Below are 769 nucleotides of genomic sequence, written 5' to 3' on the forward strand. Positions count from 1 at the left end.
CAACATGCTTGGAATGAGCCAGGAAAAGCTGGGAGAAAACCTCGGCATCACATTTCAACAGATTCAGAAATATGAAAAGGGCACCAACCGCGTCGGCGCCAGCCGTCTGCAGGCGATCGCGTCCATACTCGGCGTGCCTGTCGCTTTCTTTTTTGAGGATGCGCCCGGCCAGGAGCCTGTGGCGGGCCGTGGATTTGCCGAGGACGCTTCGATGGCTTTCGCTGTCGAATTCTGCGGCAGCCCTGAAGGCCTTCAGCTCAACCGGGCCTTTGTCAAGATCGCCGACGCCAAGGTGCGCCGCAGGATCATAGACCTGGTCAAGTCCCTCTCCGCCGACGATCCCGACTGATCCTCAATCACGCCAGGACCGGCGGCGCCCCGCCGCCGGTGGCACAAGATAACGGCATCGACATTCATGCCAGAGCCGAAGCACCGCTTGACGAGCGGCGCTTCGCCCCGCTAACACGTGGCGCGCCAAAATCGGCAGCCTGCCGATCGTTTTTCAAGAGGGGACACCCGTGACGCGGCAGAACTACTTCTTTACCTCGGAATCCGTTGCCGAGGGCCATCCTGACAAAGTCTGTGACCGGATTTCCGACGAGATCGTCGATCTGGTCTATCGCGAAGCCAAGAAGACCGGCATGGACCCGTGGAAAGTCCGTGTCGCCTGCGAGACGCTGGCCACCACCAACCGTGTCGTCATCGCCGGCGAAGTGCGCGTCCCGGAAACGCTGCTGAAGAAGGACAAGGCAGGCAACATCCTCAAGGA

2 protein-coding genes are annotated in these 769 nt (G+C 60.5%); both read left to right on the forward strand.

The window, feature by feature from the left end:
- Positions 1 to 349 (forward strand): helix-turn-helix domain-containing protein (locus EN969_RS33650; protein ID WP_164758776.1); only part of this gene is annotated, 349 nt, incomplete at its 5' end.
- Positions 350 to 518: 169 nt separating this feature from the next.
- The coding region (locus EN969_RS33655) for an S-adenosylmethionine synthetase N-terminal domain-containing protein (RefSeq protein ID WP_245467661.1) at positions 519 to 769 on the forward strand (251 nt) is incomplete at its 3' end.

The organism is Mesorhizobium sp. M7A.F.Ca.CA.003.01.2.1, assembly GCF_003998945.1.
GTDB lineage: Bacteria > Pseudomonadota > Alphaproteobacteria > Rhizobiales > Rhizobiaceae > Mesorhizobium > Mesorhizobium ciceri.